The organism is Pseudonocardia sp. HH130629-09 (assembly GCF_001294645.1).
Lineage (GTDB): Bacteria > Actinomycetota > Actinomycetes > Mycobacteriales > Pseudonocardiaceae > Pseudonocardia.
Genome location: NZ_CP011868.1, coordinates 2506597 through 2531156 on the forward strand (window position 1 = coordinate 2506597; position 24560 = coordinate 2531156).

21 protein-coding genes and 1 pseudogene are annotated in these 24560 nt (G+C 74.9%); 5 read left to right on the forward strand and 17 right to left on the reverse strand.

The features are described 5' to 3' along the window. Positions 1 to 6: 6 nt before the first annotated feature. Genes aroB through XF36_RS29475 form a run of 4 tightly spaced genes read right to left on the reverse strand, consistent with a single transcriptional unit; the run spans position 7 to position 3680 of the window. Positions 7 to 1134 (reverse strand): 3-dehydroquinate synthase, encoded by a 1128-nt coding sequence (gene aroB, locus XF36_RS11550; protein ID WP_060711983.1) that lies wholly within the window; start codon positions 1132 to 1134, stop codon positions 7 to 9. After that, a complete protein-coding gene (locus XF36_RS11555; protein ID WP_064485412.1) occupies positions 1131 to 1811 on the reverse strand; it encodes a shikimate kinase in 681 nt (226 codons plus the stop codon). The genes aroB and XF36_RS11555 overlap by 4 nt, the downstream gene beginning before the upstream one ends. Continuing rightward, complete coding sequence (gene aroC, locus XF36_RS11560) at positions 1808 to 3010, reverse strand: chorismate synthase (RefSeq protein WP_060714615.1); 1203 nt, start codon at positions 3008 to 3010, stop codon at positions 1808 to 1810. Before aroC ends, XF36_RS11555 begins: the two co-directional genes overlap by 4 nt. A gap of 13 nt (positions 3011 to 3023) precedes the next feature. After that, a complete protein-coding gene (locus XF36_RS29475; protein WP_082375349.1) occupies positions 3024 to 3680 on the reverse strand; it encodes a prepilin peptidase in 657 nt (218 codons plus the stop codon). Between the two features lie 87 nt (positions 3681 to 3767). Between XF36_RS29475 and XF36_RS30315 the strand changes: the two are divergent. Continuing rightward, positions 3768 to 4448 (forward strand): annotated as a pseudogene (locus XF36_RS30315) (spermidine synthase); the annotation flags it as partial. A gap of 202 nt (positions 4449 to 4650) precedes the next feature. On the opposite strand, the gene XF36_RS11570 reads toward XF36_RS30315, so the two are convergent. The 5 genes from XF36_RS11570 to shbA form a co-directional block, all read right to left on the reverse strand. After that, complete coding sequence (locus XF36_RS11570) at positions 4651 to 5703, reverse strand: 2,3-butanediol dehydrogenase (protein ID WP_060711985.1); 1053 nt, start codon at positions 5701 to 5703, stop codon at positions 4651 to 4653. Positions 5704 to 5806: 103 nt separating this feature from the next. Then, positions 5807 to 6943 (reverse strand): endolytic transglycosylase MltG, encoded by a 1137-nt coding sequence (locus XF36_RS11575; RefSeq protein ID WP_060711986.1) that lies wholly within the window; start codon positions 6941 to 6943, stop codon positions 5807 to 5809. Positions 6944 to 7042: 99 nt separating this feature from the next. Continuing rightward, entirely contained in the window at positions 7043 to 7492 is a 450-nt protein-coding gene (ruvX, locus tag XF36_RS11580; protein WP_060711987.1) for a Holliday junction resolvase RuvX, read from the reverse strand. Next, positions 7489 to 10146 carry an alanine--tRNA ligase gene (gene alaS, locus XF36_RS11585; protein ID WP_060714617.1) on the reverse strand — a complete coding sequence of 886 codons (2658 nt, stop codon included), beginning with the start codon at positions 10144 to 10146 and terminating at the stop codon, positions 7489 to 7491. The genes ruvX and alaS overlap by 4 nt, the downstream gene beginning before the upstream one ends. 122 nt (positions 10147 to 10268) lie before the next feature. Next, complete coding sequence (gene shbA / locus XF36_RS35175; protein ID WP_064485413.1) at positions 10269 to 11207, reverse strand: RNA polymerase sigma factor ShbA; 939 nt, start codon at positions 11205 to 11207, stop codon at positions 10269 to 10271. A gap of 377 nt (positions 11208 to 11584) precedes the next feature. Here shbA and XF36_RS11595 point away from each other — a divergent pair, with 377 nt between their 5' ends. Further along, positions 11585 to 12637 (forward strand): S1 family peptidase, encoded by a 1053-nt coding sequence (locus XF36_RS11595; protein WP_060711988.1) that lies wholly within the window; start codon positions 11585 to 11587, stop codon positions 12635 to 12637. A 7-nt stretch (positions 12638 to 12644) separates the two neighbouring features. On the opposite strand, the gene XF36_RS11600 is transcribed toward XF36_RS11595, so the two are convergent. Then, positions 12645 to 14021: a replication-associated recombination protein A gene (locus XF36_RS11600; RefSeq protein ID WP_060711989.1), complete on the reverse strand. Its 1377-nt coding sequence runs from the start codon at positions 14019 to 14021 to the stop codon at positions 12645 to 12647. A 43-nt stretch (positions 14022 to 14064) separates the two neighbouring features. Beyond that, complete coding sequence (locus XF36_RS32970) at positions 14065 to 15297, reverse strand: hypothetical protein (protein ID WP_060711990.1); 1233 nt, start codon at positions 15295 to 15297, stop codon at positions 14065 to 14067. Positions 15298 to 15476: 179 nt separating this feature from the next. Here XF36_RS32970 and XF36_RS31525 point away from each other — a divergent pair, with 179 nt between their 5' ends. From XF36_RS31525 to XF36_RS11615, 3 genes are all read left to right on the forward strand, one after another. Then, the gene (locus XF36_RS31525) at positions 15477 to 15695 is read left to right on the forward strand and encodes a hypothetical protein (RefSeq protein ID WP_145981334.1); all 219 of its coding nucleotides are present in this window, start codon (positions 15477 to 15479) and stop codon (positions 15693 to 15695) included. Positions 15696 to 15772: 77 nt separating this feature from the next. After that, complete coding sequence (locus XF36_RS11610) at positions 15773 to 16288, forward strand: Lrp/AsnC family transcriptional regulator (RefSeq protein ID WP_060711991.1); 516 nt, start codon at positions 15773 to 15775, stop codon at positions 16286 to 16288. Continuing rightward, positions 16285 to 17439 carry an aminotransferase class I/II-fold pyridoxal phosphate-dependent enzyme gene (locus XF36_RS11615; RefSeq protein ID WP_060711992.1) on the forward strand — a complete coding sequence of 385 codons (1155 nt, stop codon included), beginning with the start codon at positions 16285 to 16287 and terminating at the stop codon, positions 17437 to 17439. The genes XF36_RS11610 and XF36_RS11615 overlap by 4 nt, the downstream gene beginning before the upstream one ends. Before the next feature lie 37 nt (positions 17440 to 17476). Here the strand turns inward: XF36_RS11615 and XF36_RS11620 are convergent, their stop codons facing one another. From XF36_RS11620 to XF36_RS32335, 6 genes are all read right to left on the reverse strand, one after another. Next, positions 17477 to 18202: a GDSL-type esterase/lipase family protein gene (locus tag XF36_RS11620; protein ID WP_349675564.1), complete on the reverse strand. Its 726-nt coding sequence runs from the start codon at positions 18200 to 18202 to the stop codon at positions 17477 to 17479. A gap of 258 nt (positions 18203 to 18460) precedes the next feature. Beyond that, the gene (locus XF36_RS11625) at positions 18461 to 19666 is read right to left on the reverse strand and encodes a hypothetical protein (protein WP_060711993.1); all 1206 of its coding nucleotides are present in this window, start codon (positions 19664 to 19666) and stop codon (positions 18461 to 18463) included. 11 nt (positions 19667 to 19677) lie between these two features. Next, entirely contained in the window at positions 19678 to 20619 is a 942-nt protein-coding gene (locus tag XF36_RS11630; RefSeq protein ID WP_060711994.1) for a DUF389 domain-containing protein, read from the reverse strand. After that, a complete protein-coding gene (gene aspS / locus XF36_RS11635; RefSeq protein WP_060714618.1) occupies positions 20620 to 22464 on the reverse strand; it encodes an aspartate--tRNA ligase in 1845 nt (614 codons plus the stop codon). A gap of 57 nt (positions 22465 to 22521) precedes the next feature. Next, entirely contained in the window at positions 22522 to 23400 is an 879-nt protein-coding gene (locus tag XF36_RS29485; protein ID WP_238589224.1) for a radical SAM protein, read from the reverse strand. After that, entirely contained in the window at positions 23372 to 24523 is a 1152-nt protein-coding gene (locus tag XF36_RS32335) for a hypothetical protein (protein WP_168169497.1), read from the reverse strand. The genes XF36_RS29485 and XF36_RS32335 overlap by 29 nt, the downstream gene beginning before the upstream one ends. Positions 24524 to 24560 lie beyond the last annotated feature (37 nt).

A 24560-nucleotide genomic window follows, 5' to 3' on the forward strand; every position in this document is an offset into this window, starting at 1 on the left:
ACGGTCTCAGCGGGAGATCGCGGCGTACGCGGTCGCCAGCAGCTCCGGGTCCGGGCCCTCCAGGCGGCCGGGCTCGGCGAGCCCGTCGAGGACCACGAACCGCAGCGTCCCGGCGCGGGACTTCTTGTCACCGCGCATGGTCTCCGTCAGCTCGTCGAGCACGCCGGGCTCGTAGCTCGTCGGCAACCCGACCAGCTCCAGCACCTCGCGGTGCAGGTCGGCGGTGGCGTCGTCGAGCCGCCCGGCGGCACGAGCGAGCTCAGCGGCGAACACCAGGCCGACGGCGACGGCGTTCCCGTGCCGCCAGCGGTAGCGCTCGCGGCGCTCCACGGCGTGGCCGAGGGTGTGACCGTAGTTGAGGATCTCCCGCAGGTGCGACTCGCGCAGATCCGCCCCGACGACGTCGGCCTTCACCCGGATCGCACGGCGCACCAGCTCGGCCAGCACCGGCCCGGCCGGGTCCAGTGCGGCGGCCGGGTCGGCGCGGACGCGGTCGAGGATGACCGGGTCGGCGATGAACCCGGCCTTCCACACCTCCGCGGACCCGGCGACGAGCTCCGCGCGCGGCAGCGTGCGCAGCGTGTCGAGGTCGACCAGCACCGCGGACGGCTCGTGGAACGCGCCGACCAGGTTCTTCCCGGCGGCGGTGTTGATGCCGGTCTTCCCGCCGACGGCTGCGTCGACCATGGCGAGCAGCGTGGTCGGGAGGTGCACGACCTTCACCCCGCGCATCCAGGTGGCGGCGACGAACCCGGCGAGGTCGGTGACCGCTCCCCCGCCGAACCCGACGACGACGTCGGCACGGGTCAGCCCGGCGTCGGCGCAGGCGTCCCAGCAGTCGGCCAGCGAGGTCAGCGACTTGCCGCCCTCGGCGTCGGGGACCTCGTGCAGCGAGGCGGCCAGCCCAGCGGCGGCGAGTTCGTCGCGGGCGGCGGCAGCGCGGTCGGCGAGGGTCGGCGGGTGCAGCACGAGCACCCGGCCGGCGCCGGTCCCGGTGATGACCTCGGCGAGGCGGGCGGCGATCCCTGCGCCGACGAGCACCGGGTAGGGCTGCTCGGTGCGCACGTCGATGCGGACCGCACCGTCGGACTCGAGGGTGCCGGAGGTGTCGGGCAGCGTGGTGGTGTCGGTCATCGGGCCTCCGCTCGCTCGGTGCCGGTCCCGGTGGCGTCCTGTGGTGAGCCGAAGCCGGGCGCCGGGAGCGTCGAGTCCTGGCGCGGGGTGGGACGGTCGAACGGGTCGGCCGCGTCGGGCGAGGCCTCGGGCAGGGTGTCCGGGCCCTGGCCGAACGCGGCCAGCACCGCGGCGACGACCTGGTTGGGGCTGCGCCGCACCGTGCTCACCTGCACGGTCGCGACCTCCGCGTAGAGCGGGGCGCGCTCGGCGAGCAGGGCGCGGAACGTGGCACGCGGGTTCACCCCGGCCAGCAGCGGGCGCGCGGTGGACATCCCGGTGCGGCGCATCCCGTCGGCGAGGTCCACCTCCAGAGCGACGACGCGGTGCCCGGCGAGCAGCGCCCGGGTCTCGGCGGCGAGCACCGAGCCGCCGCCGAGGGCGAGCACGCCGTGCCCGGCGTGCAGCTGCTCGGCGACGACCTCCCGCTCCAGCGCGCGGAACGCGGGCTCGCCCTCCTGCACGAACATCTCCGCGATCGGCCTGCCGATGCGCTCGACGATCACCACGTCGGTGTCGGCGAAGCTCAGCCCGAGCCGCTGGGCGAGCAGGGTCCCGATGGTGCTCTTGCCGCACCCGGGCGGGCCGACGAGCACCAGCCAGGGGCTGCCCTGCGCATCGGGGCCCGGCGCGGTCACCGCTGCCCCGCGAGGTAGGAGGCGACGTTGCGGCGGGTCTCGCCGAGCGAGTCCCCGCCGAACTTCTCCAACGCGGCCTGCGCCAGCACCAGCGCCACCATCGTCTCGACGACGACCCCGGCACGCGGCACGGCGCAGGCGTCGGAACGCTGGTGGATGGCGGTGGCCTCCTCACCAGTGGTGGTGTCGATGGTGCGCAACGCCCGCGGCACGGTGGAGATCGGCTTCATCGCGACCCGGACCCGGACCGGCTCGCCGTTGGTCATCCCGCCCTCGATGCCACCGGCCCGGTTGGTGAGCCGGGTGACCGGGACGGTGCCCGCCGGGCCCTGCCCGGGCGAGCCAGCGGGGACCATCTCGTCGTGGGCGACGGAGCCGCGGCGGTGCGCGGTGCGGAAGCCGTCACCGATCTCGACGCCCTTCATCGCCTGGATGCCCATCAGCGCGGCGGCGAGCCGGGCGTCGAGGCGGCGGTCGGCCTGCACGTAGGTGCCGACGCCGACCGGCATCCCGTAGGCGATGACCTCGATGACCCCACCGAGGGTGTCGCCCGCGTCGTGGGCGGCGTCGATCTCGGCGGCCATCGCGGCACCCGTGGCGTCGGTGAACGCGCGCACCGGGTTGGCGTCGATCCGGTCGAGGTCGGCGGGGCCGGGCAGCGGCTCGTCGTCCGGGGCGTCGACGGCACCGATGCCCACGACGTGGGACACGATCGTCACGCCGAGCGCCTGCTGCAGGAACGCCTTCGCGACGGTGCCGAGCACGACGCGCGCCGCGGTCTCACGGGCGCTGGCCCGCTCCAGGACCGGACGGGCCTCGTCGAAGCCGTACTTGGTCATGCCGGCGAGGTCGGCGTGCCCGGGGCGGGGCCGGGTCAGCGGTGCGTTGCGGGCGCGGTGCGCGATCAGCTCCGGGTCCACCGGGTCGGCGGCCATCACCGTCTCCCACTTGGGCCACTCGGTGTTGCCGATCCGGACCGCGACCGGGCCGCCCTGGGTGACCCCGTGCCTCAGGCCGCCGAGGACCTCCAGCTCGTCGGCCTCGAACGCCATCCGTGGGCTGCGGCCGTAACCGAGCTTGCGGCGGGCCAGCTCGGCCTGCAGCTCCTTCGTGGTGACCGAGACACCGGCGACCATGCCCTCCAGCACGCCCACCAGGGCCGGACCGTGGGACTCCCCGGCGGTGATCCATCGCAGCACGGCGACCATCCTCTCACCCGGCCCCGACGGCACCCGACGGCACCACGACCGTCGCGGCGACGGCCACCAGGGCGGCACCGAGCAGCACCGGCCCGTGCGGGAGCCTGCTCCCCCACCCGGCCCGGCCGGCCGCGACCACGACGAGCGCCACCACCGCCGAGGCGACCGCGGCGCCCACCGCCACCACCGGCAGCAGCGCCCACCCCGTCCCGGCGGCCGCGGCTCCCACCGGGGCGGCCAGCTTCACGTCGCCGCCGCCCATCGCGTGCGGCGAGACCAGGTGCACCACCAGGTAGGCGCCGCCGAGCAGCACCGCGCCGGCCAGGCCGCGCAGCACGGCGCCGCCCCCGGCCGGGACGAGCGCGGCCAGCACCAGCACGAGCCCGGGCACCGTGAGCGCGTTCGGCAGCCGGCGGACCAGCAGGTCGGTCGCCGAACCGGCCACGGCCAGCCAGGACAGCACCGCGAGCAGCGCCGCCCACCGCGGATCGAGCCGTCCGGTCTGCACCGCCAGCGCGACCGCCGCCCAGCACAGTGCCGTCCCCGACGCCGTCCCCGGCCCGCACCACCGCTCCGGTACCGGCGCCCCGCGGGGCGCCCGGGCCAGCAGGTACCGGGTACCCGCACCGGCGACGAGACCCAGGGCGGCGGCGAGGACGACGAGGCTCATACCCCGATCCTGGGGCCCGGAGCGCCGCCCGGACCGACCGACCGCCCGCCTGTGGACAACTCGTCGGGCCGGGGCAGGATGACCGGAATGGGATCCCGTGCGCCGCAGGACGACCGTCGGGCCGGCGCGGTGGTCCGCGCCGAGGTCGACCACGGCGTCGCCGAGCTGGTGCAGGACGCGGCGCGGCCGTCGTCGTGGACGTTGCTGCTCGACGGGACCGCCCAGTCCCACGTCGACCTCGACGCCCCCGAGCACCTCGAGTTCGAGTACGTCCGCCGGATCGGCCACCTCGTGGACCTCGCCGCGCCGCCCGCCGTGCCGCTGCGGGTGCTGCACCTGGGCGGCGGGGCCTGGACGCTGGCCCGCTACGTCGCCGCGACCCGCCCCGGGTCGGCTCAGACCGTCGTCGAGCTCGACGCCGAGCTGGCAGCCCTCGTCGCGCACCGGCTGCCGGGCCCCGGCGTCGCGGACGGGCTGGCCGTGGTCACCGGGGAGGCACGCGCCACCCTGGGCCGGTTCGCGCCCGGGTCGTTCGACGTCGTCGTCGTCGACGTGTTCGCCGGCGCCCGCACCCCGGCCCAGGTGACGACGGCGGAGTTCCTCACCGCCGTCCGCCGGGTGCTCGCGCCGACCGGGATGCACGTGGCGAACCTCGGCGACGGCGCCCCGTGGCCGTTCCTGCCCGGCCAGATCGCGACGGCCGGCGCGGCGTTCGCCGAGCTGGCACTCGTCGCCGCGCCGGACGTGCTGCACGGTCGCCGGTTCGGGAACCTCGTGCTCGCCGCGTCGGACCGGGAGCTCCCGGCGCCCGGCGTGACCCGCCGCGCGGCCGGGGACCCGTTCCCGGCCCGGGTCCTCGACGACGCCGACACCCGCGCCCTCGGCCGCGGCGCGGGCGTCGTCACCGATGCGTGCGCGGTCGGCCGCCGGAGGGCTTCTGGGGGCAGTGATCCCCGGTCGGGGACCCCGGTCAGGCCAGGGACGGGTCGACCAGGACCTTCATCTTCCGGCCCGCGTGCAGCGCCTCGAAGCCCTCCTCGACGACGTCGCGCATCGCGATCTTCTCCGTCCATCCGGTGGTGTCGTAGTGGCCGCCCGCCATCAGTTCGATCACCGCCCGGTAGTCGTCGTGGGTGTAGCAGAGCGAGCCCTGGATGCGGGACTCCCCGAGGACCAGGCTGAGCAGCGGGGTCACCAGGGGCGTCTCGTAGATCGCGACGCTGACCATCGGACGGCCGGCATCGAGGGTGTCCAGCGCCGTCGCGACGGCCGGGGCGACGCCCGCGGCGTCGTAGCAGGCGTCGGCGCCGCGGCCGTTCGTCAGGTCGGCCACGATCGCCGGCACGTCCTGGGAGGTCGGGTCGAGGGTCTGGGCGCCGAGCCGCTCGATCGCGCCGCGCCGGGTCGCCGACGGCTCGACGACGCGGACGTTCTCCACGCCCATGCCGCGCAGCGCGAACCACAGCCCGATCCCGATCGGCCCGGCGCCGAACACCAGGGCGGTGTCGCCCGGGTCCACCGCGCCGAGCTTCGCCGCGTGGTAGGCCACCGACATGGGCTCGACGAGCGCGCCCATCTCCAGCGACACGTTCTCCGGCAGCGGGTGCAGCATGTGTGCCGGGACGACCGTCGACTCGGCCATGCCGCCGTCGGCCATCAGCCCGTGGAAGCCGATCTGCGCGCACACGTTCTCGCGGCCCTCGGCGCAGCGCGAGCACGCCCCGCAGCTGTAGAGCGGCATCACCGCGACCCGGTCGCCCTCGGTGACGCCCTGGACCCCCGACCCGATCTCGACGACGGTGCCGGAGAACTCGTGGCCGAGGGTCAACGGCAGCTCGCGGCCGGTCAGCGGGTGCTTGTGCCCGTTCGGGATGAAGATCGGCCCCGCGTAGTACTCGTGCAGGTCCGAGCCGCAGATGCCGTTGAACCCGACCATGAGCCGGACCTCGCCGGGGCCCACCTCGCCCTCGGGCACGTCGGTGATGTCGAGGTCCCCGCGTCCCCGGTAGACGACCGCACGCATCGTTGGCTCCTCTCGCCTGACGTCGTTGTCGGGACCGGTCTACCGGTGGAGGGTGAGCGCCGTCACGGGTTGGGGCGGGGTTGCATGCGCGCCCGGTGATGGGTCAGAACGCTCCGGCGGCGCGGGCGCGGTCGACGTTGCCGAGGTGCTCGGGGTAGGTCGTGGCGAAGCAGGAGGCGCCCTCGGTGGTGCACCGCACGAAGAACAGCCAGGGCCCCGCGGCCGGCTTCTCCGCGGCCGCCAGCGCGGCGGTGGACACCGAGGCGACGGGCGTCGGTGGCAGCCCGGTGTTGAGGTAGGTGTTGTACGGGCCCGGGGTGTCGCGGGCCTCCGCGGTGGTACGCAGCGCCTGCACGTCGAGCGGGTAGTTGACGGTGGAGTCCATCTCCAGGCGCTGGTTCGCCGCGAGCCGGTTCTCGATCACCCGTGCCACCTTGGGCATGTCGGGGACGAGCGCCTCCTTCTCCACGACCGAGGCGAGCACGAGGGAGCGGTAGGAGTTCGCGCCGCCCAGCCCGGCCGCGTCGAGCCGCTTCGCCGAGGCGGTGAGGACCTGGCGCAGCACCTGCTCGGGGGTGCCACGCGGATCCAGGTCGTAGGGGCCGGGGGCGACCAGGCCCTCCATCCGGCGCTCGGGCGCCGCGGCCCGGTAGCCGGCGCGGGCCCAGTCGGGGACGGCGATCGCGGCCGGGTCCGCGTCGGCCATCGCGGTGCGCAGGGCGTCGACGCTCGTGCAGGTGGGGTCGCCGTCGGCGGCGCCGAGGCAGGTGGCGCGGGAGATCTGGGACAGCACACCCGGGGAGACGGTGCCGTCCGGCGCACGGGTGTCGTCGAGCTGGACGCCGCCCTTGACGTCGAAGAACCCGACGCGCCGCTCCGGGTCGAGCAGCGCTTCCACCGCGGAGTCGCCGGACATCTGCGAGCGGAGCTCGTAGTAGCCGGGCTGGACCCGCTGGATGCCGGGCTCCTCGGCGGCGGCCTCGACGAAGGCCGCCCGGGACCTCACCACGTCCAACCCGACCAGGGTGTCCCCGATCGCGCTGGTGGAGTCGCCGGACTCGACCCGCACCACCACCGAGCCGCTGCCGGAACCGGTGTAGTCGTCGGCGCCGCGCAGGTACAGACCCACCGCGACGAGCACCGCGCCGGCCAGCAGCGCCGAGCCCAGCAGGGCGAGCCGCCGCCGCCGGAAGTGCACCGGGGTCGGACGGTGCCGCACGGGGCCCGCGGTCGTGCTCACACCGGGCCCCGGGACGTCACGTCGTACTCGCCGGCGCCGGTCACGGGCACGAGGGTAACGGCCCGGCGCCCGCCCGGTGGTCACCCCCGGTGGCGGTGATCAGCCGCCGCGGGTGGTATCCAGCCAGCCCTGCAGGATGGCGACGGCGGCCTGCTGGTCGATCACGGAGCGTTGCTTGCGGCCGCGCACGCCGCGCCCGGCGAGCTGCCGGGTCGCGACGACGGTGGTCATCCGCTCGTCGGTGAGCTCGACCGGCACCGCGCAGCCGGCGGTGGCGAGACCCGCCTCCAGCGCGGCCGCGAACTCCCGCGCGGCGACGGCGGCCGGGCCGTCCTCGCCGCGCAGGTTCCGGGGCAGCCCGAGCACGATCCCGACGACGTCGTGCTCGGCCACCAGCTCGGCGATCCGGCGCACGTCGGCGCCGCCCTCGGCGTCGCGCGCGACGGTCTCGACCGGGGTCGCGAGGATCCCGTCCGGGTCGCACATCGCGATGCCGACGCGGACGGCGCCGACGTCGATGCCCAGGCGCCGCCCGCGGACCGGCGTCACGGACGCAGCGCGGTGCGCAGCTTCCGCACCGCGGCGTCGATCCCGGCCGGGTCGGTGCCGCCGCCCTGGGCGAGGTCGGGCTTGCCGCCGCCGCGCCCGCCGACCGCCGGGGCGAACTCGCCGATCAGCTTCCCGGCGGCGACCCCGTTGTCCCGGGCCGCCTTCGTGGTGGCGACGACGAACGACACCTTCTCCCCGTCGACGCCGAACAGCACGACCACGCCGGGCCGGTCGCCCAGCTTGCCGCGCACGTCGGCGGCGAGGGTCCGCAGGTCGTTGCCGGTCACTCCTTCCGGGGCGGTGACGGCGACGAGCGCGGTGCCGTCGAGGTCCTCGGCCCTCTCGGCCAGCGCCCCGGCCGAGGCCAGGACGGCGTCGGCGCGGTGCTTCTCCAGGTCCCGCTCGGCGGTCCGCAGCCGCTCGACGATCCCGTTGATCCGTTCCGGCAGCTCCTCCGGGCGGGCCTTGAGCTGGTCGGCGAGCTGGTTGACCAGCAGGTGCTCGGTCGTGGCGTGATTGAAGGCGTCCAGGCCCACCAGCGCCTCGACCCGACGCACCCCGGAGCCGATGGAGGCCTCGGACAGCACCCGGACCAGGCCGAGCTCGCCGGTGCGCCCCACGTGGGTGCCACCGCACAGCTCACGCGAGTAGTCGCCCATGTCGACCACGCGCACGCGGTCGCCGTACTTCTCGCCGAACAGCATCATCGCGCCGAGCGAGCGGGCCTCGTCGATGGAGGTCTCGTAGGTCTGGATCTCCCGGTCCTCCTGCAGGACCGAGTTCACCTCCTCCTCGATCTCGACCAGCGCCGCGGGCGGCACGGCCCCGGTCGGGGAGGTGAAGTCGAACCGCAGCCGGCCCGGGGCGTTGAGCGACCCGGCCTGCGCGGCGGCGCTGCCCAGCGCACCGCGGACCCCGGCGTGCACGAGGTGGGTGGCGGTGTGGGCGCGCGAGATCGCGGACCGGCGGGTGCGGTCGACGTCGGCGACGACCTCGGCGTCGAGGGTCACGGTGCCGGCGGTGACGACGCCGCGGTGCACCCGCAGCCCGGCCACCGGCGACTGGACGTCGTCCACCCGGACCTCGAACGACACACCGCGCAGCACACCGGTGTCGGCCTGCTGGCCGCCGGCCTCGGCGTAGAACGGGGTGCGGTCGAGCAGCACCTCGACCTGCTCGCCCTCCTCGGCCGCGGGCACGGTGTCGCCGTCGCGCAGCAGCCCGACGACCCGGGCCTCGGACTGCAGCGTCTGGTACCCGGTGAAGTCGGTGGCGCCGTGGGTGTCGAGGACGGCGCGGTACACCGAGGCATCGACGAAGCCGACCTTGCGCCCGGCGGCGTCGGCCTTGGCCCGCGATCGCTGCTCGTCCATCAGCGCGGTGAACCGCTCCCGGTCGACGGTGAGTCCGGCCTCGGCGGCCATCTCCAGCGTCAGGTCGATCGGGAAGCCGTAGGTGTCGTGCAGCGCGAACGCCTGGTCACCGGGCAGGGTGTCGCTCCCGGCGGATCGAGCCTTCGACACCGCGCCCTCGAAGATCCGCTCCCCGGCGGTCAACGTGGCGCGGAAGGTGTCCTCCTCGGCCCGGATGACCGCGGAGATGCGCTCGAAGTCGGTGGTGAGCTCGGGGTAGGTGGGCGACATGGTCTCGCGCACGACCTCGGCGAACTCGCCCAGGCAGGGACCGGTGACGCCGAGCAGCCGGGCGGAGCGCACGATGCGGCGCAGCAGCCGGCGCAGCACGTAGCCGCGGCCCTCGTTGCCCGGGGTGACGCCGTCACCGACGATCATCATCGAGGACCGGGCGTGGTCGGCGATGACGCGGAAGCGGACGTCGTCGGCCTCGTTCTCGCCGTAGCGGCGGCCCGAGAGCTGCTCGGCCTTGGCGATCACCGGTCGGACGAGGTCGGTCTCGTAGACGTTGTTGACGCCCTGCAGCAGGAAGGCGACCCGCTCGACGCCCATCCCGGTGTCGATGTTCTTGTGCGGCAGCGTGCCGATCGGCGGATGCCCCTTCTTCGGGGACAGCTCGCCGCGCTCGTCCTGCATGAAGACGAGGCTCCAGATCTCGAGGTAGCGGTCCTCGTCGGCCTCGGGGCCGCCCTCGGCGCCGAACTCCGGGCCGCGGTCGACGTAGATCTCCGAGCAGGGTCCGCCGGGGCCGGGGACGCCCATGTCCCAGTAGTTGTCGTCGCCGCCGCGGCGCTGGATGCGTTCCTCGGGCAGGCCCGCGATCTCCTTCCAGAGCGCGATGGCCTCGTCGTCGTGGTAGACGGTGACCCAGATGATCTCCGGGTCGAAGCCGTAGCCGCCCTCGTCCTGGCTGCGGGTGATCAGCGACCAGGCGAACTCGATGGCGCCGCGCTTGAAGTAGTCGCCGAAGGAGAAGTTCCCGGCCATCTGGAAGAACGTGGTGTGCCGGGTGGTCTTGCCGACCTCGTCGATGTCCGGCGTGCGGACGCACTTCTGGATCGACGTGGCGCGCGGGTAGGGCGCGGGGACGTCTCCGAGGAAGTACGGCTTGAACTGCACCATGCCCGCGTTGACGAACAGCAGCTGCGGGTCCTCGAGGATCAGCGAGGCGCTGGGGACGGACGTGTGCCCGTTGCTCTCGAAGTGGGCGGTGAAACGACGGACGATCTCGTGGGTCTGCACCGGTGGGTCTCTCGTGACGGGTACGGCTGGCGACGGGTCGGCGACGGGGCGGGCGCCCTGCGCCCGCGCCACACCGTAGGCCGCGCGGCGTGGGGACGCCGCGGGAGGCCGGTCGTGCCAGGTTACCGGCACCCGCAGCAGCGACGGCCGGCGCCGGTGCGCGCCCGAGCGCACCGGCACCGGCCGCCTGCGGGCCGCGCCGTGCTCCCGGTCCGGGGGGTCGACCGGGGAGCGGGCGGGCCCGCCGTCACGCCGCGGTCACACCGCGACCGGCAGCGGGGCGTCGAGTGGGGGCCGCGGCGCGGGGACCGCGGGGACGAGGGCCGCGGGGACGAGGGCCGCGGGGACGAGGGCCGCGGGGGCGCGGACGGGGCCCGCGGGGCGGGGACGGCGACGACCCGGGCACCCGCCCGGCGGGACGCGCGGTCCTCCAGCTCGCGGCGCAGCCGCTGCAGCGCGCGGTGCTGGGCGACGCGGACCGCACCCGGGGTGGAGCCGAGCACGTCGGCGGTCTCCTCGGCGCTCAGCCCGACCGCGACGCGCAACGTGAGGATCTCGACCTGGCGCGGGCCGAGCAGGCCCATGAGGTCGGACAGCCGGTCGTCGCGCTCGGCGTGGAGCACGAACTGCTCCGGGTCCTCCTCGCGGCTGAACCGCTCGGGGACCTCCTCCACGGCGTCGCAGCGGTTGCGGGCCATCGCCCGGAACGCGTCGGCGACCTTGTGCCGGGCGATGCCGAACACGAACGCGCGGAACGACATCCCCGAGGGCCGGTAGTCCGGCAGTACGGAGAGCACGGCCATGCAGACGTCCTGTGCGACGTCGTCGGCGCAGCCGAGGATGGTCTCGCGCCGGCCCAGCCGGGCGCGGCAGAAGCGCGCCACCTGCGGATGCACCTTGGCCAGGAGCAGTGCGACGGCGCGCTCGTCGCCGGCGACGGCGGCGGCCAGCATCTCCGGCGGGAGCAGGTCCGGCGCCTGCCCGGGGTCGGTCTCCTCGACGGTGTCGTCGGGTGCGGTGTCATCGGGTGCGGTCGCGATGGCCACGGGTCCGTCGTGCATCTACCCAGCTCTCCTCGGTCGCGCCCCGGGGGGCGCGTCAGGCGCCGGCACCGCCCGTCCGACCCCGGGAGAGGTCGGGCGGTGCGACTGTCGCGCTGTCCTCCGCCGGTGGTGGTCGGCGCTGCCGGCAGGTCCGCCCGGCCGCGCCCCGGCCTGCGTTCAACCCTCGCGGTGCACCCTTTCGGGGTCAATCACTATGCACAATTTGCGGTACGTAACAACGGACAGTAGGAGCCTCGGACCCTGACGGGGGTGACCCAGGCCACGGATGGACGTCTCCGTCTCACAGTGGGGTGCCGTCCGTCTGCGGGGCGTGACCCACGCGGAGCAGCGTCGTTGGGCCGGGTGTCACGCTCCGCCCGCCCGAAGGAACGCTCGTGCCTCTGCGTCGCCCGCACCGTCTCCTGCTCGCCGCTCTCGGCACCGTCGCGATCGGTGTGGCGGTGGCCGTGCCGGCGACCGCGGCGCCCGAGCCGCCCCCGGTCACGGTCGGCGACGACGCGGCCGCGGCGCTGGTGCCGACGGTGACCGAGGCACTCGGCCCCGCACTGGCCGGGACGTGGCTGGCCGGCGACCGGCTGATGGTGGGCACCTGGGACGCCGGGACCGCCCCGCTGATCACCGCGCTCGGTGCGACGCCGGTGGTGCGCGACGAGCCTCGCCGCGACCCGGCCGCGGTGCTGTCGGCGCTGGCCGCCCGCACCGCGACCGGGATGCCCGCCGGCCTGGACTCCTACGGCGTCGACCCCCGCACCGAGCAGGTCGTGCTGAGCGTGGTCGACGGGCCGGGTGCCGACGCGCTGGCCGCGCGCCTGACCGGTGGGCTCGACCCGTCCGAGGTACGGGTGGAACGGGTCGCGGCGCCGGCGCACCGGCAGGCCGCGGTCGGTGGGGGCGACACCATCACCGACGGGACCCGCCGCTGCACGGCCGGGTTCGCCGCCTCGGACGGCAACAGCGACTGGCTGATCACCGCCGGGCACTGCACCCGGAACTCGTCGTCCTGGTACGCCGTCGACGGCTCGACGATCGGCTCGGAGGTCGAGACCGCGGGCGGCGGGGTCGACGTCGGGGCGATCGCGGTCGATCCGGGCAGCGTGTCGCCGACGGTGTCGGGCATCCGGGTCGCCGGCAGCCGTCCGGCGCCCGTCGGCTCCTCGGTCTGTCTCCACGGCTCCACCAGCGGGCGGTCCTGCGGCACGATCCAGCGCACCGACATGACGGTGAACTTCGAGGGCCAGAGCCAGTCCGGCCTGACCTCGGTGGCGGCGTGCGCCCAGGAGGGCGACTCCGGCGCCCCCTACATCACCTCGTCCGGGCAGGCCCAGGGCGTGCACACCGGTGCCGGCGGCGACGGCAACTGCACCAGCTACTTCACCCCGATCCGCACCGCGACCGGAGCGCTCGGGCTGACCCTGCGCACCGGCTGATCCGGGCTCAGTCCCCGGTACCGCGCACGACGCGCCGCAGCTTCGGCAGGCGCTCGGCCAGGACGCGTTCGTGCCCGCGCCCGGACGGCGCGTAGTAGTCGACGCCGACGACGTCGTCGGGCGGGTACTGCTGGCGCAGGACGCCGTCGGGGTCGTCGTGCGGGTACCGGTAGCCGGCGGCGTTGCCGAGCTTCTGCGCGCCGGCGTAGTGGCCGTCGCGCAGGTGCGGGGGCACCCCGCCGACCTTGCCGGAGCGGACGTCGGCCATCGCGGCGTCGATCGCGGTGATCACGGCGTTCGACTTGGGCGCGGTCGCCAGGTGCACGGTGACCTGGGCGAGCGCGATCCGCGCCTCGGGCATCCCGACGAGCTGCACGACCTGGGCGGCCGCGGTGGCGGCGGGCAGCGCGGTCGGGTCGGCCAGCCCGACGTCCTCCGAGGCGTGGATCATCAGCCGGCGTGCGATGAAGCGGGAGTCCTCCCCCGCGACGAGCATCCGGGCCAGGTAGTGCAGGGCGGCGTCGGGGTCGGAGCCGCGGATGGACTTGATGAACGCGCTGATGACGTCGTAGTGCTGGTCGCCGGCGCGGTCGTAGCGCACGGCGACCTCGGTGACGGCGCGCTCGACGGCGGCGAGATCGATCACCGGGTCGCCGCCGTCGAGCGCGCCGAGGACGCCGTCGGCGGCCACCTCCAGCGCGGTGAGCGCGCGGCGCCCGTCGCCCGCGGACAGCCGGACCAGTGCCTCCTCGCCGTCCTCGGCGAGCTCGACGGTCGCGTTCAGGCCGCGCTCGGAGGTGACGGCGCGACGGAGCAGGGTGCGCACGTCCTCCTCCCCGAGGGACTGCAGCTGCAGCACGAGGGAGCGGGACAACAGCGGGGACACGACGGAGAACGACGGGTTCTCGGTGGTCGCGGCGACGAGCAGGACGAGCCGGTCCTCGACCGCGCCGAGCAGGGCGTCCTGCTGGGTGCGGGAGAAACGGTGGACCTCGTCGATGAACAGCACCGTGGTCGTGCCGCTGCGGTCGCGACGCCGGCGCGCCTCCTCGATGACCGCCCGCAGCTCCTTCACCCCGGCCGACAGCGCCGACAGGGCGACGAAGTGCCGCTCCGCTCCCCCGGCGCCGGCCATCAGCCGGGCGAGAGTGGTCTTGCCCGTGCCGGGCGGGCCGTAGAGCAGCACCGACGCCGCGACACCGCCGTCGAGGAGCCGGCGCAGCGGGGCGCCGGGCTTCAGCAGGTCGGCCTGGCCGACGACCTCGTCGAGGGTGCGCGGACGCATCCGGGCGGCGAGCGGCGCGTCGGGGCGGACGGCGTCGCCGTCACCGGTGTCGCGCTCGTCGCCCCCCGGGTCGATGTCGAACAGGCCGTCGGTGCTCATCGCATCCAGCCTGCCAGGACACCGGCCCCGGGGGACGAGCGCCTCAGGCCCGGTCGATCTCGTCGGCGAGGACGGGGGTGTGCACCGGGTTGTGCTCGTGGAAGCGGCACTCCGCGTAGGTGACGATCATGGCGGCGACACCGGCCATCTGCAGCGGCAGCTGCAGCAGGACCGCCACGAGCTCGCCCAGGACGGGGCTGAGGAACATCAGCGGCGTGGCGATGACCAGCGAGATGATCATCGAGTACACGACCGCGATCAGGAAGAAGACCACCAGCCGGCCGAGTACGGGGAAGAACCGCGGGTTGACCAGTGTAAACGCCCGGCCGATCCCGGCCCGCTCGATCACCACGACCCCCATCAGCGCGCCCGTGAACACCACGCCCAGGTAGATGGCCGGGATGACGAGCAGGAAGAACCCGATGACGAACAGCAGCCCGGCCAGCAACGACCAGCCGATCACCGGGAGTGCGCGGTTCTTCGCGAACGCGATGACCTGGTCCTGGTTCCACGGGCGCTGGGCCGCGTCGCGCACGACGACGAAGACCGACGCCGCATAGCCGAGAGCCGACAGCACGAGGGTGACCACGGCCAGGAGCAGGGTGGTCAGGCCGAGGCCCGCCACGACGCCGGCGCTCAGGTCGAGGACGTAGCCGAGCGCGCTGAGGATCGCGGTCGGGATCAGCACGATCAGGTTGATGACCAGCAGCGGCTTCAAGCTCCGCTGCAGCACGCCGACGATCTTGGAGAACCAGTCGCCGAAGGAGAACGGCACCAGCGGATCCGGGGAGGTGCCGCTGGGCGGGGCGCCGCCGGCGGGGTAGGCCGGCTGGCCGTAGCCCCCCTGGGGGTACGGACCGCCGTACTGCTGGCCGGTCGGGTACTGGGCGGGGTACTGCCCGGCCCCGGGGTACTGGCCGGGGTACGGGGTCCCGGGCTGCTGGCCGCCGTAGGGCTGGCCCGCGCCGGGGTACTGACCGGGGTACGGCTGCTGACCGTACTGCGACCCCGGCTGGCCGGGCTGCCCCGGCTGCCCGGGCTGGCCGTACTGGCCGTACTGCTGCCCCGGGTCCTGCCCGTACTGCTGGCCCGGCTGCCCGTGCCGCGTGCCGGGGTCCTGCCCGTGGGGAGCCTGGCCGTACTGCCCACCCTCCGGCGTGGCCGGCCGGTCGCCGCTCCCGGCCGCGTGGCCGGGCTCCTGGGCGCCACCGGGCGTCGCGGCGCCCCCGGGACCGGCCTGGGGGTCCTCGCCCCGCGGCGGTTCGTTGCTGCTCATGCGCGCGGACCCTAGTTGGGGACCGGGTGCGGCGGCGCCGAACTCACCGGCTCACCCCCGATTCGTGACCGTCGCGTACGCACCGTGATCGTCTCCGACCCCGGATCGTCGCCGGATCGCAACGCCGCGGACGCGCGGTGTCACCGCCTCGCAACAGATCCCGTGCACGCTCACAGGGCATGGACACGATCCCGAGTTGCCCGCTCTGTTCTCGTCCGCGCACCCCCGCCGACGTCCGCGGAGTCGCGTGGAGCAGCCACCACGGCCCGGCCGGCACGGTGTACGTGTGCGGTCCGTGCACGCGGCTGCACCTCGTCGACCTGGAGTGCGGGCTGCTCGACCCGGCCCGCGGCGCCGTCGCACCGGGCGTCGCGGCCCCGCTGCCGCGCGCGGCCTGACCGGTCGGACGGGGCGGGCCACGACCGACCCGCCCGGCCCGCGGCGCGACGACGGGCGGTCGTCGTAGGGTCACGCCGTGCGCGAGATCCTCGAGTTGCTCGAACGTGACGCGTCGTTGAGCCACGACACCGTCGCCACCATGCTGGGGCTGACCCGGGACGAGGTCGACGCCCGGATCGCGGAGTGGGAACGCTCCGGGGTGATCCGCAGGCACAAGGCCGTCGTGGACTGGGCCCGCTACGAGGACGGCGGCGACGGCCACTCCGGCGCGGGCCGCGCCGGTGCGCAGGTGACGGCGTTCATCGACGTCTCGGTGGCCCCGGCCCGTGGGGTCGGGTTCGACGACGTCGCCGCTCGCATCTCCCGGTTCGACGAGGTCCGCGACTGCTACCTCGTCTCCGGTGGGCACGACCTGCGCTGCACGGTCGTCGGCCCGGACATCCGCGCGGTCAGCGACTTCGTGTCCCAGAAGCTGTCCACGATCGACCGGGTCCGCTCGACCGCCACGCACTTCGTGCTGGCCACGCACAAGCGCGACGGCGACTCCTTCGCCGAGCCGGAGCCCGACCACCGGCTGCCGGTGACCCCGTGAGGCCGCTCAACACGACGATCTCGGCGATCCCGCCGTCGGGGATCCGGCGGTTCTTCGACATCGCCGCCGAGATGGACGACGTCATCTCCCTCGGTGTCGGTGAACCCGACTTCGTGACGCCGTGGCGGATCCGCGAGGCCGGCATCTACGCCCTGGAGCGCGGCTACACCACCTACACCGGCAACGCGGGCCTGCCGAAACTGCGTGAGCTGGTGTGTGCGGACCTGGCGTCGCGCTACGACGCCCACTACGACCCCGCCACCGAGTGCCTCGTGACGACCGGGGTGTCCGAGGGGCTCGACCTGGCGTTCCGGGTGCTGCTGAACCTGGGCGAGGAGGTCATCGTCCCGGAGCCCTGCTACGTCGCCTACCAGCCCTGCGTCGCGTTCGCGGGGGGTGTCCCGGTCGGGGTGCCGACCCACGCCGAGGACGGGTTCGCCATCGACATCGCCGCGGTCGAGGCCGCGGTCACCCCGCGGACGAAGGCGATCCTGATCGGCTCGCCGGCCAACCCGACCGGCGCGGTGCAGCCGCCCGAGGTGCTGCGCGAGCTCGTCGCGCTGGCCGAGCGGCACGACCTGTACCTGCTCTCCGACGAGATCTACGACCGCCTCACCTACGTCGGCACCCACACCTGCCTGGGTGCGGTCCCCGGTGCGCGGGAGCGGACGGTGGTCCTGGGCGGGTTCTCCAAGGCCCAGGCGATGACGGGGTGGCGGGTCGGCTGGCTCGCCGCGCCGGAGCCGATCGCCGAGCTGTGCCTGCGGGTGCACCAGTACACGATGCTGTGTGCGCCGCACGTCTCGCAGATCGCCGCGGTGGAGGCGCTGACCAGCGCGGAGGGCGACGTCGCGGAGATGGTGGCCGACTACGACCGTCGCCGACGGGTGTTCGTGAAGGGCCTGCGCGAGGCCGGGCTGGACTGCCCGGAGCCCGCGGGCGCGTTCTACGCGTTCCCCTCGATCCGCGCCTCCGGCCTCGACTCGGAGACCTTCGCCGAGCGGCTGCTGCGGGAGGAGTCGGTCGCCGTCGTCCCGGGCAGCGTGTTCGGGTCGCCCGGGGAGGGGCACATCCGCTGCTCGTACGCGACGGCGCTGCCACAGCTGGAGCAGGCCGTGGAGCGGATCGGGAACTTCCTGCGACGCCTGTAGCGGGGCTCCCCGGCTCCGACGCTGGACGGGGCACGGGTCAGGCCGAGAGCCTGCGCACCCGCGCCCCCTCCACCAGGCCGCGCACCATCACCGGCCCGAGGTCCCGGCCCCGCCGCACGAGCCACGGCACGCCCTGCACCACCAGCCACGCCCCCCGCTGCCAGGCCGTCACCTCCCGGCCACCGGCGGCGTCGAGCCCGACCTCCCCCGGTACCGCGAACCCCGCGGCGCCGAGCAGCCCGGCGAAACCACGCGCCAGCAGCCGGTGGCCCAGCTCGGACGGGTGCAACCGGTCCACGCTCCACGCCGCCGGGTCGTAGCTGCCGGCGGTGTCGAGGTCGAGGATCCCGACGGCGGACCGTCCCGTCGCGGCGACGGCGTCGGCCACCGCTCCGTCGACGGCCCCGTTCAGAGCGGAGATCCGGGCGGCGAGCGCCCGCTGCAACAGGCCCGGCAGCGGCCAGACGCGGGTGTGGTCGTGGAAGCGGAGCAGCAGCACGGTCGCACCGGCTCCCAGCAGCAGCTCCAGCGACTCCGCGCAGTCCCGCCGGATCCCGGCCGGGGCGAAGTCCGAGCGGAGGGTGTCGTTCATCCCGACGCACAGCACGACCACGTCGGGCCCCGACGCCGCGGCCACGGGAACCTGCCCGTGCCGGGCGTCGGCCATCCGCGCCCCGGTCCGGGCGTGGTTGTCCAGCCGGACCGAGCCGGGGCGGGCGGGATCGTCGAGGGCGTCGCGCAGCAGTGGGCCGACACCCGCCAGCCACCGCCCGGCAGGGGATCCCCCAGCCCGACGGCGGTGGAGTCGCCCAGCAGCACGAGGTGCCGGACGGGCCGCCCGGTCGCACGCGGTGCGGCGACGGGACGGACGGAGCGCAGGACCGGATCGACGACGGACGGGCGCGCGGTCATCGGGGACACGCCGACACCCTCACCGCCGCAGCCACCGTTTCCGTGTGCAACCGGTGACGCGTCTCGTACCGCCGTGGGAACTCTCGGGGCAACGCTGTCGTGCAGACCCCTACCAGTCGCCACCACGGAAGGCCGGGAACAGCGGCAGCGTCGACGAAGCGTCCGGGAAGCGGGTGTCCAGTGCGGTCACCACGGCGTCGGCCAGCGCGGCCGTGCCGGGCCGGGCCGTCGCCTCCGCGGTGACACCGAGGCGTCGCCAGTAGTGCCGCAGTGCCGTCGAGATCCGGGGGGACCGGCCGGCGTCGGGGCCGATCGGCCCGTCGCGCTCGGGCACCCGCGGCAGCAGCCGCCAGGTCGACCACCACACCCACAGCACCTGGGCGTCGGCGAGGCGCGACTCCAGCAGCTCGGGGTCGTCCAGCTCGGGCCACACCGGCGCGACCTCGGCCCGCCAGGCGTCGAGCATGGCGTCGGCGACGGCGTCGGGCAGGGCGAAGCTCGACGAGCACCCGGGGAAGGGCACCCGCACGTAGGCCGCGTCGAGGACGACGTCGCGGAAGCAGCCCCACTCGAAGTCGACGAACCGCACCCCGCGGCTGGTGACCAGGTTGTTGTCCGGGCACGTGTCGGACGGGCTGAACGCGCGGAACCCGGTACCGCCGAGCAGGCGCACCCCGCCCTGGGCCTCCCTTGACGCCAGCTCCGGCACCTCGACACCCAGGATCCCGGCCAGCAGCTCCGGCAGGCCGGCCAGCGCGGCGCGGGCCTGGTCGGCGACCGGGTCCCGGCGTGCCTTCTCCCCCAGCCGGCGCAGCAGCGCGCTGAAGTCACCCTCCCGCCCGGCGGTCGCGGCCTGCATCCGGCCCAGGCCGCGGGCCCAGCCGAGCAGGCAGGTGCGGGCGGCGTGGGCGTCCGGGCCGAAGAGCTTGTCGGCCAGGGTCAGGCTGCGGCCGAGATCCTCCAGGACGAGCAGCCGCTGCTCGGGGTCGTGCGCGATGATCACGGGGCTGGGCCGGACGTCGCTGGGCAGCGCGGTGAACAGCTGGCAGGACGCGACCTCGTAGCGGAACGGGTCCGACACCAGGTCCGCGCCGGCCGAGCCGTCCTCGGGCGGCGCGTAGTGCTTCACGACGACGCTGCGCCGGTCGGAGAACGGGTTCTTCGCCATCCGCGCCCGGGCGACGACCGAGCGGCCGCTGCCGCCGAGGTCCTCGGGCTCGTACAGCTCGACCTCCGAGCCGGCCCGCCGCGACAGCAGGCGCGCGGCCCCGGCCACCGCCGCGACCGCGCCCGGAGTCGACTGCGGATCGGTCATCGAAGGCGACCCTACCCTTCGGAGAGCGCGCGGTCCGCGCCCCGACGTCGCGACCCGCGCCGGGCGAACGCCAGCACCGCTGCCGCGGCGCCGATCGCGCCCACCAGGTTGACCCCCAGCTGCAGCGCCGACAGTGCCGCCTCGTTCCAGCGTCCCTCGATCACCGCGACCGAGGCGTAGGCGGCGGCGGGGACGGTCGTCACCGAGATGACCACGCCGACCATCGCCGACGACCGCGCCGAGGTCAACGACAGCATCCCGGCCGCCCCGGCGAGCACGGCGACGACCAGCGAGAACGGCCCCACCTCGTAGATGAAGTCCATCTGCTCGAGGCTGTCGAGCCCGGCCGAGGACAACCAGCCGAGCAGGTCGAACACCAGGGTCGCGACGGCGGTGACGGCCATCGCCAGCGGGAACCCCACGGCGACCGCGAGCGCGCCGCGCGAGACCAGGTCGCGACGGCGCAGCACCAATCCGACCGCCATCGCGGCCATCGGGCCGAACTCCGGGCCCAGCACCATCGCCCCGACCACGGTGACCGGCGAGTCGGTGACCGCGCCGACGGCGGCGAGCAGGCAGGCGACGGTGAGGAAGGTCAGGAACGTCCCCGACAGCCGCGACTCCTCGCCGGTGCGCTGGATCAGCTCGTCCCAGACGACGGCGTCGGCGCCGTCCCCCGGGGCGGCCTCCTCGGCGGCGTCGGCCCGGTCGGACAGCACCGTGTCGAGCTGTTCGAGGGTGATGCCGCCGTCGTGGTCTACGCCGAGATCGGACAGCCTGCCCAGCAGGTCGTCGGCGCACTCCCGGGCGACGTCGGCCTCGATCAGGTCACCGGCCGGATGCACCGCCACCCCGGGGTGGACCACCAGGTGGGCCACCCCGGGTTCGGCGTCGAGGACGGTGCGGACGTCGGCGGTCCGTCCGGCTGGACAGACCACCCGCAGGTGCAGCACCTACGCGGCCGGGCCGGGCTTCTCCGGGGCGCCGCCGCCGGTCTCGGACGACGGGCCGGGCACGGAACCCCCGGGCGCGGCCGCGGCGGGCTTCGCGTCGACGCCGGCCTCCTTGCGCTGGGCGGCGGTGATCGGAGCGGGTGCCTGGGTCAGCGGGTCGAACCCGCCGCCGGTCTTCGGGAAGGCGATGACCTCGCGGATCGAGTCGACGCCGGCGAGCAGCGCGGTGATCCGGTCCCAGCCGAACGCGATCCCGCCGTGCGGCGGCGGACCGTAGGCGAAGGCGTCGAGCAGGAAGCCGAACTTCTCCTGCGCCTCCTCCGCGGACAGACCCATGACCTCGAAGACCCGCTTCTGCACCTCGGCCGAGTGGATACGGATCGAGCCGCCACCGATCTCGTTGCCGTTGCAGACGATGTCGTAGGCGTAGGCCAGGGCGTTGCCCGGGTCCTTCTCGAAGCTGTCGATCCACTCCGGGGTCGGCGAGGTGAACGCGTGGTGCAGCGCGGTCCACGCACCGCCGCCGACGGCGACGTCGTCGGTGTCGGCGGCCGACTCGAACAGCGGGGCGTCGACGATCCAGACGAACGACCAGGCCGACTCGTCGATCGCACCGATGCGCCGCGCGATCTCGCCCCGGGCGGCACCGAGCAGTGCGCGGGCCTCACTCGGCGTGCCCGCGGCGAAGAAGATGCAGTCACCGGGGTTCGCGCCGACGGCCTCGGCCAGCCCGGACCGCTCGGCCTCGGACAGGTTCTTGACGACGGGGCCGCGCTCGTCGACCTGCCCGTCCTCGCCGATCAGCACGTAGGCCAGGCCGCGGGCGCCACGCTGCTTGGCCCACTCCTGCCAGCCGTCGAGCACCTTGCGGGGCTGCGACGCCCCGCCCGGCATGACGACGGCGCCGACGTAGGGGTTCTGGAAGACCCGGAACCCGGTGCCCGCGAAGTACGACGTGAGTTCGGTGAGCTCGATGTCGAACCGCAGGTCGGGCTTGTCCGAGCCGTAGCGGGCCATCGCCTCGGCGTAGGGCATCCGGCGGATCGGGGTGGGCACGTCGTAGCCGACGAGCTTCCACAGCGCGACCAGCACCTTCTCGGCCAGCGCGATGACGTCGTCCTGCTCGACGAAGCTCATCTCGATGTCGAGCTGGGTGAACTCCGGCTGCCGGTCGGCGCGGAAGTCCTCGTCGCGGTAGCAGCGCGCGATCTGGTAGTACCGCTCCAGCCCGCCGACCATCAGCAGCTGCTTGAACAGCTGCGGGCTCTGCGGCAGCGCGTACCAGGAGCCGGGGCGCAGCCGGGCCGGGACGACGAAGTCGCGCGCGCCCTCCGGGGTCGACCGGGTCAGGGTCGGCGTCTCGACCTCGATGAAGTCCTCGGCGGCGAGCACGTCGCGGGCGGCCTTGTTCACGTCGCTGCGCAGCTTCATGGCCGCGGCCGGCCCGGGACGGCGCAGGTCGAGGTAGCGGTGGGAGAGCCGGATCTCCTCGCCGACGCCGGTGTGCTCGTCGATCGGGAACGGCAGCGGCGCGGACTCCGACAGCACGGTCAGCCCGGTGACCGTGACCTCGATGTCGCCGGTCGGCAGATCGGCGTTCTCGTTGCCCGCGGGCCGGCGGACGACCTCGCCGACGACCTGGATGCAGAACTCGGAGCGCAGCCGGTGCGCCCGCTCGGCCATCTCGCCCTCACGGAACACCACCTGGGCCGATCCGGAGCGGTCCCGCAGGTCGATGAAGATCACGCCACCGTGATCGCGGCGGCGGGCCACCCATCCGGCGAGGGTCACGGTCTGGCCGGCGTTCTCGGCACGCAGGGTTCCGACGGGGTGGGTTCGCATCACGGCGGTCAAGGCTATCGGCACCACCCAGGCCGCCTGCCACCAGGTTTCGGCGCCGCCTCACAGCAGGCTCAGCTGCCCCGCGTCCGGGTCCGGGGGCCGCACCGGCGCGACCCGCTGCCGGGTCCACCCCGGGGCCCGCGGGTTCGCTTCGGGCCGGTCCAGGCCGTGCCGGGCCAGCAGCGGGGAGACCCGCCGGGCCAGGGCCCTGCGGTAGTCCGGTGTGGCGTAGGCCCCGCCGCGGTAGAGCCGCTCGTAGCGCGGCAGCAGCGCGGGGTGGGTCCGCCCCAGCCAGGCCAGGAACCACTCCCGGGTCCCGGGGCGCAGGTGCAGCGCGAGGACCGTGGCCCGGCTCGCCCCGGCGGCGGCGATCTCGCCCAGCAGTGCGTCGAGGGCCTCGGTGGAGTCGGTCAGCCACGGCAGCACCGGGGCCACCATGACCCCGCAGGGCAGGCCCGCATCGGTGATCCGGCGGACCAGGTCGAGCCGGGCCCGCGGGCTCGGCGTGCCCGGCTCCAGGTGCGACTGCAGCTCCCGGTCCAGCAGCGCGATCGATACCCCGGTGCCGACGCGCACGTCGGCGTTCGCGGCCGCGAGCTGCGGCAGGTCCCGGCCCAGCACGGTGCCCTTGGTCAGGACGGAGAACGGCGTGCCGGAGCGGGCCAGCGCGCCGATCACCCCCGGCATCAGCCGGTAGCGGCCCTCCGCCCGTTGGTAGGGGTCGGTGTTGGTGCCCATCGCGACGTGCTCGCGCCGCCACGACGGCCGGGCCAGCTCCCGCTCCAGCACCCGGGCGACGTTCACCTTGACCACGATCTGGGAGTCGAAGTCCGCGCCCGCGTCCAGGTCCAGGTAGGTGTGGGTGTTGCGGGCGAAGCAGTTGTGGCTGACCACCCCGGCGGCGACGAAGTCACCGGTGCCGGTGGTGATGTCGACCATCGGACGGAGGGTGCCGGTGTCGCGGACCGACACCACCCGCGGCGCTCCCCCCGGGCGGCTCCTCGACGCGGGCGCCGCCGACGTCACGCATCCGGGCCACGGCCGGGTCGGTCACCGCGACCAGCCGCAGCTGCTCGGCGACCCCGCCCAGCACCCGCAGCGCCCGCACCCCGGGCCGGGCCGAGGGCTCCGAGGCCACCCGGAACCCGAGCCGCCGCAGCGCGTCGACGCAGGCGCGGGCGAGCGTCTCCTCGCCGGGCACGATCCGCAGCACCCCGGCGGAGACCTCACCGCAGGCGTCGACGATCCCGCCGACGAACCCGGCCGACCAGCCACGGGCGGGCCGGTGCGGCCAGGCCGTCGGCGACGGTGCGGGCGCCGCGAGCATCCCGGCGGCCACGGGCACCGGCCGCGCGGTCAGCAGGTGGTGGGCGCGGGCGAGCGCCTCCAGCTCGACCCAGCCGGTCGGGAACGGCTCGGCCCGCACCCGCCCGCGCACCGCGTCGGCCCGGACCAGCCCGCAGAGCCAGCCCTCGGCGTACCCGTCGGGCCGTGGCCCGCCCGGGACCGCGGCCGCACCGGGCCCGACCAGTGCCGTCCCCGGTGCCAGGTGCGGCCGGTCCGCCGAGGAACGGCAGCGCCCCGGGCGCACGTGTGCCCAGCCGGAGGTGGTGAGGAAACGGTGTTCGGCGGAGGTGACGAGCACCGTGCCGTCGTCGAGGATCACCTCCTGCGCCCGGCGCCGGGTCGACCAGCGCGCGAGCACCGGGGTGCGGACGAACCGGCGCCGCCCGCCGCCGTCCGCGAGGGTGCCGACCACCTCGTCACCCGGGCGCAGCTCCCCGATGGGCCGGGACCGGCCGTCGGCGGTGAGCACCGGGGTGTCCGGGACGAGGCAGTAGGTGCAGGCGTGCGAGCAGCCGCGGTAGGGGTTGACCGTCCACCCGAACGGCACCGGCGACGACGACGGCACCCGGTTGAGCACCGAGCGCGCCTCGACCTCGTGGAACACCGTGTCCGCGAACCCGGGGGTGCGCACCGAGCGCAGCAACCCCCGCATCCCCGGCAGCGCCGTCGCGTGTCCGACCCCGTCCGCCCCGACCTGCTGTCCGTCCCATCGCACCACCCTAGTCGAACACAAGTTCGAACGCCGGACAACC